Origin of the sequence: Plesiocystis pacifica SIR-1 (assembly GCF_000170895.1) — a bacterium.
GTDB classification, from domain to species: Bacteria; Myxococcota_A; Polyangia; order Nannocystales; family Nannocystaceae; genus Plesiocystis; species Plesiocystis pacifica.
In genome coordinates this window covers 26,538-35,206 of sequence record NZ_ABCS01000101.1, presented here as the reverse complement: position 1 = coordinate 35,206, position 8,669 = coordinate 26,538, and the positions used below count along the sequence as shown (strand labels likewise).

Genomic DNA, 8,669 nt, shown 5'->3' with positions numbered 1-8,669 from the left:
GGCGCCGGCTGGGCCGAGGGCGAGCGCGACGCCCTCGAGCTGCATTTGTGGAACCTCGAGGGCGACTGCGCCTACGTCGTGCTCCGCGGGGTCCCGCAGATCGGCGTGGTCCCGGCCAGCTCCCCCGGCGGCCAGCCCCAGCTCGAGCTCGCCGCCGACTCGGCCCGGGTCGAGTCCGTCGTCGGCAGCTTCAAGGTCCGCGCCGGCCTCTTCTTCAAACGCGCAGCCCTGCGCGGCCTGTCCCTCGCCGAACGAACCGCCGCCCACACCGAGGTCGACATCGGCGGCCAAACCCTGCGCCTCTCGGTCCACAGCGCCCAGCGCTCGGGCGACGAGCTCATCCTCGGCCTACGCCTGGGCCCAGCACGCTGAGCCTCCCAGACACGAAACCTTCCTCCCAAGCACGAAGCGCTGACACTCCGCCCAGGCCCGAAGCGAAGCCGTCTTCACCACGCCAGATGACGCCGCCCAGGCCCGAAGTGAGGCCGTCTTCACCCCCGCCAAATGACGCCGCCCAGGCCCGAAGCGAGGCCATCTTCACCCCCGCCAAATAACGCCCCCTCAAGGGGGCGACCACATGCCCCCTCCCAGGCACGAACTCCATTGCCCCACGAACAAAGCGGAGGAGCGGACAGCGACGAAGCGTCCCCGGTCTCCACCGCCTGCGGGGGCAAGGCTAAATCGGGTTGAAGAGCATGGCCGCCGCGATCACGACCATGAACAGCAAAAAGCACACGCCCATGCCGACCGTGCCCTGCCCCAGCTTGTCCTCGATGGCGTAGTACCAGTCGTCGAAGGCGCTGGGCTTGGACACGCGCGTGGCCGCGTCCACGAACACGGTGTCCGCGTCGGGGCTCGGGTCCGCGTGGCCAGGCTCGAAGGGTGTGGCGGGGTCGTCCATGGCGTCTTCATTAGAGCACGTTCGCCCCGGGCGCCCCCCGCTTCAGCGCGAAACACCGCTTGGCGCCCGGGGACTGGCGCTATCGGCCCCTCGGGCTCAGCGCCATTTTTGCGACCCCTGATGCCGCCCGCCCCCGAGCGCGGGGGAGCAGGTCGCGCTCACCAGCTCAGCGACTCCGGCGTGATGTTCGGGTTGACCGTCACCGCGATGATGATCGAGATGATCAGGCCGATGGTGACAAACAGGAGGTCCTTGCCGATGAGCTTGAGGACGTCCTTGACCGAGCGGCGCTTGTCGGGGTCGCGGGTCAGGTTGATGGCCAGCTCGCGCCCGGCGAGGAGGCCCAGGAACACCCAGGTCGTGCTCATCGGGATGTCCGACTGGATCTTGAACACCCACAAGATCAGCGCGTAGACGAAGTCGATGATCGTCGCGTGGCGCACGTCGGTGACCGCGGCCTTCTCCTCGACGATCTCCTGGATCTTGTCGCCCCCGAGGCGGAACAGCACCGCCAGGCCGAGGAAGAGCACCCCCGCGAACACCGCGAACTCGTAGAACTCGAGGGAGCGCGGCAAGAACACGGCGACGTTGGCCGCGTCCTGGACCAGCCACATCGACCACAGGAAGGTGGTCGCAAACCACTGCGCGACGTACCAGCCCTTGGCCGCCTCGCCCACGAATTTTTTCTCGGTCAGCTTGCCGATCGACAGCCACAGCCCGATGGCCACGGCGAAGGCGATGACGTAGCCCGTCACGCTCTTGCTGAGCACCGAGGCGATGCCCTTGGGGCTCGCGGCGAAGGACGAGAGGATCAGGAAGGTCGTCGAGACCGGGATGCGCATCCGGGTCAGGACCAGCAAGAGCAGCGGGCCCGCGACCTGCAAGAAGGCGAACTCCGTCGGCGCCTCCGAGAAATTTTTCGAGGCCAGGCGCCCGTAGGTGACGTCGCCCTCGTGGGTCAGCCAGCCAAAGGCCATGGTCACCAACATCACGCCGCCGATGAACAGCCACAGCACCCACCACGGGCGGTGCTTGTTCGAGGCGATGAAGGTCCCGATGGTCTGGATGCTGTCGTTGGCGATGACGGCGTAGCCAGCGAACACGAAGCCGGCCCACATCGCGATCTGCGGGTAGGGGTAGACGACGCCCGCCACCAGGAAGGCTGCGGCGAGCAGGGCCAGGAAGACCCGCTCTTGGATCACGACTTGGACGAAGCGGCGCGGAAGTCCCGTGTAGTCGCCGCTGCCTGGAGTCTCGAGTTGTTCGTCCGCCATGGGGGATCGGGGAGAGGCTCCGTGGGTGTTCCGGCGAGGTCAAGAAGATGGATCGACCTGTTTCGTGATCGTGACAGGGCACGCGCGCACCCGCGTCCATCGACGAGAACAGGATCCGCGCAGCTCCTGCGCAGCGCCCTCTCCCTCGCCGATGACGCACCCACGCAGGGCCCGCACCGCGCTCTTTGCTCCGCCGCGCGTGACGCGACCGTTTTGAACCTGAAGTGCGCGTTCGCGCCGGCTCAGAGGGTTGGCCAAAACGAGTTTGGCCGACCCTCTGTCCATTTTAGCCGTCGTGGACGACGCCACGCCCTCCCTGCCCCACGTCCACGACTCAGGGGCTGTCAACGAATCCGCCCCCGCTCGCGGGGGCGACCACCAGCCTTCTCGAAGGCACGAACCCCATTGCCCACCAAGCCCTAGCGGAGGAGCGGATAGCGACGAAGCGCCCCCGGTCTTCAGATGCCTGTGGGGGTAGAGCAGAGCTCAGGTCGGGTCGCAGACCCCGTCGCAGAAGCTCTCGACCACCCCGGTGCGCAGGAACTGGTCCGTCGCCTGAATCGCAATGGGCACGTCCGCCAGGGCGCCGTGGGGGTCGCTTCCTTCAGTCATGGGCACGTTGGTGATGGGCTCGGGAGGCAGGCCGAAGTCGTACTCGATGAGCACCGAGCCCGCGTGGGGCTGGTCGACGACCTCGATGCCGAACAGATCGCGGTTGTTCGGGGCGAGCTGCGGGATGCCGAGGTCCCGGGCCATGACGTGGGCGCCGAGGGTCGTGACCAGGTGATCGCCGATCGCCGCGAACACGAGCACCTCGTGGGCCGAGGTGCCCGGCAGCGGGTCGTCGATGACGTGGCCCGAGAAGCCCGTGGGCTCGGTCCGGTCCCACAGCTGCTGCATGAGCTCGATGGCCAGGCGCAGGTCGAGGGTGTCGTCGTAGACGCTCTTGCTGATGTCGCCGAGGAACTGCCAGGCCTCGCTGCGGTTGAGCAGCAGGCTGTAGGGCTGCCCGGGCACGGCCAGGACCCCGCGCTCGACGTCGGTGCTCAGGGCCATGTAGGGCGTGCCGAGGATGCCGCCCTGGCTGCCGCCAAAGTAGAAGCTGCGATCGAGGTCGAGGAGCAGGGGCTCCATGTTGGGCCCGAGCACCTCCGGGGCGTCGGCGAAGCTGGTCTTCATGGTCCGCATGGTCGCCAGGGCGTTGAACACCCCCTGGGACAGGCGGCCGACCACCGTCGGCCAGTCGTCGAGGCGCGCGCCCTGGAGCAAGCCGCCGATGTGCGCGACGTCCTCCCCGGCCATGCCGATCCAGGTGCTGGCGAAGACCACGTAGTTGTAGTCGACGGCCAGGCCCGCGAGCAGATCGTCGTCGACGTCGGTGTAGGCCCCGAACAGGCCGTGGCCGAACTGGATCAGACCTGCGGGATCTTCGTAGGCCTGCTCGGGGATCAGCACCATGAAGGGGTACTCGGTCATGGTCTGGACCTCGGGGAGGCCGTCGGCGCCGAGCACCAGCCGCCCGCCGGGGCCAGGCTCGTCGAGGAACAGCGGCACGCTCAGGCTCGCGTCCACACGATAGGCGATGCCCGGCGAGGGGTCGGCGTCGATGTCGGTGATCGAGAAGCTCGGCTCGGCCCCGAGCTGCTCCAGGCCGACGTCGCGCATGTGCAGCAGCCGCCCGGTGATGTTCGCGTCGGTCGCCGTGGTGAAGTCCCAGGCCAGCTGCAGGTCCTCCCGGGCCACCCCCGCCTCGGCCAGGCGCGCGAAGATGTCGGCGTAGAGAGGCCGGCGCGCGTCCACGCTGGGCTCGTCGCTGGGGCTCAGGTCGCGCAGGGCCGCGAACGCGGGGCTCGCCTCGAGGGCCGCCCCGCCCGCGTCGACGACCCCGCGGATCGCCACGATGTAGCGGCGGTCGTCGTCGAGGCGCACCGCCGGGCGGATCATGAAGGTCCGGCGCGCGTCGTCGTCGTGGGACATGTCGAGCTCGGCCCAATGGGGCACGCGCTCGCCCGTCTCGGCGTCGATCACCACGGTCGGGCAGTCCGGATCCAGCGAGGCCTCGATGGTCAGCGGCGTCGGCAGGCCGGTCGTCGTCGCGCCGGGGAGGAAGGCGAGCATGGTGCTCGCCGGGCTGAAGCCGTCGCTCGCCGACCAGGCCGAGGTGTCGGGCTGGTGGATCGCGCTTTGGGGCATCATCGCCGCGCTCAGCTCGAGCCGCCGGCCCGTGTCCATGGCCGGGTCGTCCGCGGTGAATACGTTGTTCGGGTAGGGGTAGGCGCACAGCTCGGGGACCAGGGGATCGCAGTCCAGGGTCGGCCACTCGACGGCGGGCTCGGGCTCGCCGGTGTCCGTCCCCGTGTCCGACTCGGTCTCGGTCTCGGTCTCCGTCTCCGAGTCCGTGTCGCCGCCGAGTTCGTCTTCGCCCGCGTCACCCCCATCGTCGGTGCAGGCCAGGGGGACCAGGGCGAGGCAAGCGATCAGTCGAGCGGCGCGGGGCATGAAAGGCATCCGGGGAGTGTAGTCGCCGCCCCGCGGGGACTCCAGCTGCGCGGCCCCGACCGCCCCCGATGGCTGCCATCGACGAAACTTCCACCCGATCTTCGTGGGCCGCGGCACTCCTTGGACAGCGAGGCTGGACAGCAATCCAGCACCCAACCGATCTCGACGGGTCTCGACGAGTCCGATCTCGATGGCGCGCCACCTTTGTGGCCCTTCGTGACGGGCGTCGACATCGGAGGGGCGGGCATGGTCAGGCCTGCCCAGCCTCGGCTAGCGAGGACCAGACATGAAGCGGCTATTGGAATCGAATTGGAAGCGCATTGGACTGCAGCTCGGGCTGCTCGCCGGAGTGGGCCTGGCCTTCGCCATCGGCACCGACGAGGGCGAGGCCGAGGCCGGCGGCGAGGAAGAGTGCCCGTCGGAGACGGAGTGCACCTTCAAAAAACCCAACATCCTGTTCATGGTCGACAACTCGACCTCGATGAACGAGATCTGGGATACGGACAACAACCTCACGCGCTGGCAGGTGTCCGTGAACGCGCTCCAGCAGATCGTCGCGCCGGGCAGCTTCCTCAGCCAAAACACCCACCTCGCGCTGATGCGCTTTGGCCACGACCCCTCCCCCGCCGAGGGCACGACCATCCCCGACGACAGCTCGGGCATCGTCGACGGCCAGGTCATCGACGTGCACTGGGACGACGACCAGGCCAGCTACCTCCCCTGCAACGGCCAGGCCCTGCTCGACGCCCTGGACGCGACGCCGGCCCCGGCCAACGGCAGCCTGTTTGGTATCGGCACGTGGACCAAGGGCGCCCTCGACCGCGCCGCCAGCGAGATCGCCCAGACCAAGGCCGACCACCCCGAAGACCAGGTCGACACCCCGCGGGCCTACGTCAACGTGGTCCTGACCGACGGCTCGTGGACGAGCCAAGACGGCACCTCGCCGCTCTCGCCGGCGAGCCAAAACCCCTCGATCACCGCGGGCGCGCTCTACGACGACCAGGACATCCCGACCTACGTCGTCGCCGTGGCGGGCGATCCCCAGGCCGAGGCCGCCGCTGACGAGGTCGCGGCCGCGGGCGGGACCACGGCCGCCATCGACGGCAACACCCCCGAGGAGCTCGGGACCGCGCTCAACGAGATCGTCACCGACATCATCGAGTCCGTGGTCGCCCCCGAGTGCGTCGGCGGTCTGCCCCGAGCGATGATCATCCTCGACGCCTCCTCGTCCATGCTCAACACCGACGGCGGCACCATGTTCGGCGCCATGGGCGAGACGGGCTGGGATCAAGCCGGGGGCGCCCTCGTTGGTGAGATGGGCTTGTTCGACATAGACGTCGGCACGGGCACCGCCGAGGACCTCACCCACCTCGGCCTGACGGTGTTTGGTTACGACACCCCAAACCTCGCGGGCGCCGAGTCCCTCGAGGAGGACCCCGGCTACCTGCCCGCCTACGACGCGGGCGAGCCCCGGGTCCTCGTCGGCTACGGGCCCTGCTCCAAGGACAACTTCGCCTGGGCCCTCGACCCCAACTCCTCGTGCACCGAGCCGGGCTGCACCGACCCCTGGGGCGGCCCGCCGATCGCCTGGGACTACGACGACGGCCAGGCCAACCCGCCCGAGTTCGACGCCCCGACATTCAGCCACATGCCGCAGTGCGCCGGCAACGGGTTCTGCTCCGGCTCCGGCACCTACACCCACCTGGGCCTGCAGCTCGTCAAGGACTACCAGCAGGCCTACTCGGGCAGCACCATGAACAACGACATGGCGCCCTACCCGACCGCCGACGAGACCCTCTACTTCAACATCCTGATCACCGACGGCCAGTACAACGGCTACTCGACCAACGCCCAGGTCCAGGGCGAGCTCGAGGAGATGTACAACTCGGGCATCACCACCTACGTGATCGGCTTCGGCGACGGCGTGGACACGGCCGCCGCCCAGGCCCAGCTCCAGAACATGGCCCAGTGGGGCTCGGGCAGCCAAAACAACTACTACGACGCCAACAACCAGACCGAGCTCGAGCAAGCGCTCACGACGATCTTCGGCGGGCTCGAGTTCGACCCCTGCTGCGCCTTCAACGACTGCTCGGTGACCCCGGAGCCGACCACCAACGAGCCCGACCCCGTCCCCAGCAACGACGACGACAGCGAGGACGAGACGACCACGACCACGGGCATGGAGGACGACACCACCACGACCACGGGCATGGAGGACGACACCACCACGGACACCACCACGGACACCGGCGAAGAAGACCCGACCACCGACACGGACAGCGAGTCTGAGTCCGAGAGCGAGTCCGAGTCCGACACCGCCGCCGACGAGGTCACGGCCGAGGAAGACAGCGGCGACGTGATGGCCGACGGCGACGAGCTCGGCGGCGGCGGCGGCGAGGGCTGCAACTGCAGCACCGAGGGCGGCGCCGACCCCCGCGGCCTGCTCGGCACCGTGCTGCTCTTTGGCCTGGCAGGCTTCGTCCGCCGACGCCGAAACTGATCCGCGCGCGTCGACCCGAGGGAGCGGTCCTGCCCGGCAGGCCGCTCCCTTTTTCGCGTCTTCAGCTCAGCAGGCTCCGCGCCAACAACCACAGCGGGCGGAGCCCGCCCATGCCCAGGAAGGTCGACAGCACCAGCACCGCCGGCAGATCCCAGCTCGCGTCGGGCTCTGGCGGATCGAAGCCGCGGTGCTCTGGGTGCACTCTACCGACGACGAGCGCCGCGACGCCGAGGACGACCCCGAACAATCCACCCACGGCCCACCCGGTCACGGACACCATCCACCGAGTATGCCCGCTCGTCCGCCTGGTGGCGGGCCCAAATCACTGCGGGATGCACTCGACCGGGCCAAAGGGCGCCGCGAGGTTGTCGCAGGTCCCGTCCAGGATGTCCGCCGCCTCCAGGTTCACGTCCCCCGTCATCACGTCCACCGAGAACAGCGAGCGCTGCTGCCCCCCGATCCCGCAGGCGTAGAGCACGTCCTCGCCCGGGTGGAACTCGATGCCCACCGAGCTGAAGTTCGCGTTCATGGCGATGTTCCCCAGCTCCGAGCCGTCGTCGCCGTCGAAGGTGTAGAGCCGGTCGTTGTTGGCGTTGATGCCGTAGAGCACGTTGTCCATGGGGTCCGACCAGGTCAGCCCCGTCGAGCCCCAGTCGCCGGGCAGCGGGGCGAGGACCTCCGCCATCGCCGTGGCCACCTCGATCTCGATGATCACGTCCGAGGTCGAGGAGGACCCGAACATGTTCTGGACCTCGTTGGAGGTGATGCCGTTGACCCCGGTGAAGCCGTACTCGCCGACCTCCGTGGCCACGCACTGGCAAGGGTCGATGAGCAGCATGGTGTCGCCGTTGGAGACCTTGCGGACCGAGGCGTAGAGCTGGTTGCTGTTGAAGGTCAGCGAGGTGAAGGCGGTGTTGTCCGGGACCGTCGGCGGCAGCTCGATGTCGTCGCAGATGATCGTGGTCTGGCCGACCTCGCCGGGGACGATGCTGATCTGCTTGAGCACGTCGGTGGTCTGGTCGGGCTCGTCGACGGTCAGGATCCACGGGGCGAACTCGTCTCCGGTGTCCGTGCTCGTCTCCGTGTCCGTCCCGGTCTCGCCGGTGTCGGTGTCGGTCCCGGTGTCCGTCCCGGTCTCGCCGGTGTCCGTGCTCGTCTCGGTGTCCGTCCCGGTCTCGCCGGTGTCCGTCGCCGTCTCCGTATCCGTCGCCGTCTCCGTGTCCGTCGCCGTCTCCGTGTCCGTGTCCGTCGCCGTCTCCGAGGACTCCGAGCCGCTCCCCGACTCCGAGCCGCTCCCCGACTCCGAGTCGCCGCTGGACTCCGAATCGGAGTCGGTGGTCGCGGTCTCGCCGACCTCGTCGTCGCCACCACCCTCGCCGTTGTCGTCACCGCAGCCCGGGACGAGGGCGAGGGCCGAGGCCGAGATCAGAGCCAAGAGGGCATTCGGGGTCGAGGGCGAGCCAATCCAACGCATTACCGGTCCAACTTGACCCGG

General features: G+C 68.8%; 7 protein-coding genes. 2 read left to right on the top strand and 5 right to left on the bottom strand.

Annotation, left to right across the window (positions count from 1 at the left end):
* The coding region (locus tag PPSIR1_RS33515) for a hypothetical protein (protein ID WP_006975692.1) at window positions 1-372 on the top strand (372 nt) is incomplete at its 5' end.
* A gap of 304 nt (window positions 373-676) precedes the next feature.
* Here PPSIR1_RS33515 and PPSIR1_RS33510 read toward each other — a convergent pair.
* The 3 genes from PPSIR1_RS33510 to PPSIR1_RS33500 form a co-directional block, all read right to left on the bottom strand.
* Window positions 677-901, bottom strand: coding sequence for a hypothetical protein (locus PPSIR1_RS33510; RefSeq protein WP_006975691.1), 225 nt, complete (start codon window positions 899-901; stop codon window positions 677-679).
* Between the two features lie 158 nt (window positions 902-1,059).
* A complete protein-coding gene (locus PPSIR1_RS33505) occupies window positions 1,060-2,175 on the bottom strand; it encodes a hypothetical protein (RefSeq protein ID WP_006975690.1) in 1,116 nt (371 codons plus the stop codon).
* Between the two features lie 486 nt (window positions 2,176-2,661).
* On the bottom strand, window positions 2,662-4,683 hold the full coding sequence (locus PPSIR1_RS33500; RefSeq protein WP_006975689.1) for a hypothetical protein: 2,022 nt from the start codon (window positions 4,681-4,683) through the stop codon (window positions 2,662-2,664).
* A 277-nt stretch (window positions 4,684-4,960) separates the two neighbouring features.
* On the opposite strand from PPSIR1_RS33500, the gene PPSIR1_RS33495 reads away from it, so the two are divergent.
* The gene (locus PPSIR1_RS33495) at window positions 4,961-7,174 is read left to right on the top strand and encodes an MYXO-CTERM sorting domain-containing protein (protein ID WP_232296587.1); all 2,214 of its coding nucleotides are present in this window, start codon (window positions 4,961-4,963) and stop codon (window positions 7,172-7,174) included.
* Window positions 7,175-7,235: 61 nt separating this feature from the next.
* Here PPSIR1_RS33495 and PPSIR1_RS33490 read toward each other — a convergent pair whose 3' ends face one another.
* Together PPSIR1_RS33490 and PPSIR1_RS33485 are read right to left on the bottom strand one after the other, a co-directional pair.
* Window positions 7,236-7,454, bottom strand: coding sequence for a hypothetical protein (locus PPSIR1_RS33490; RefSeq protein WP_045117279.1), 219 nt, complete (start codon window positions 7,452-7,454; stop codon window positions 7,236-7,238).
* 42 nt (window positions 7,455-7,496) lie between these two features.
* Complete coding sequence (locus PPSIR1_RS33485) at window positions 7,497-8,609, bottom strand: hypothetical protein (RefSeq protein ID WP_006975686.1); 1,113 nt, start codon at window positions 8,607-8,609, stop codon at window positions 7,497-7,499.
* Window positions 8,610-8,669 lie beyond the last annotated feature (60 nt).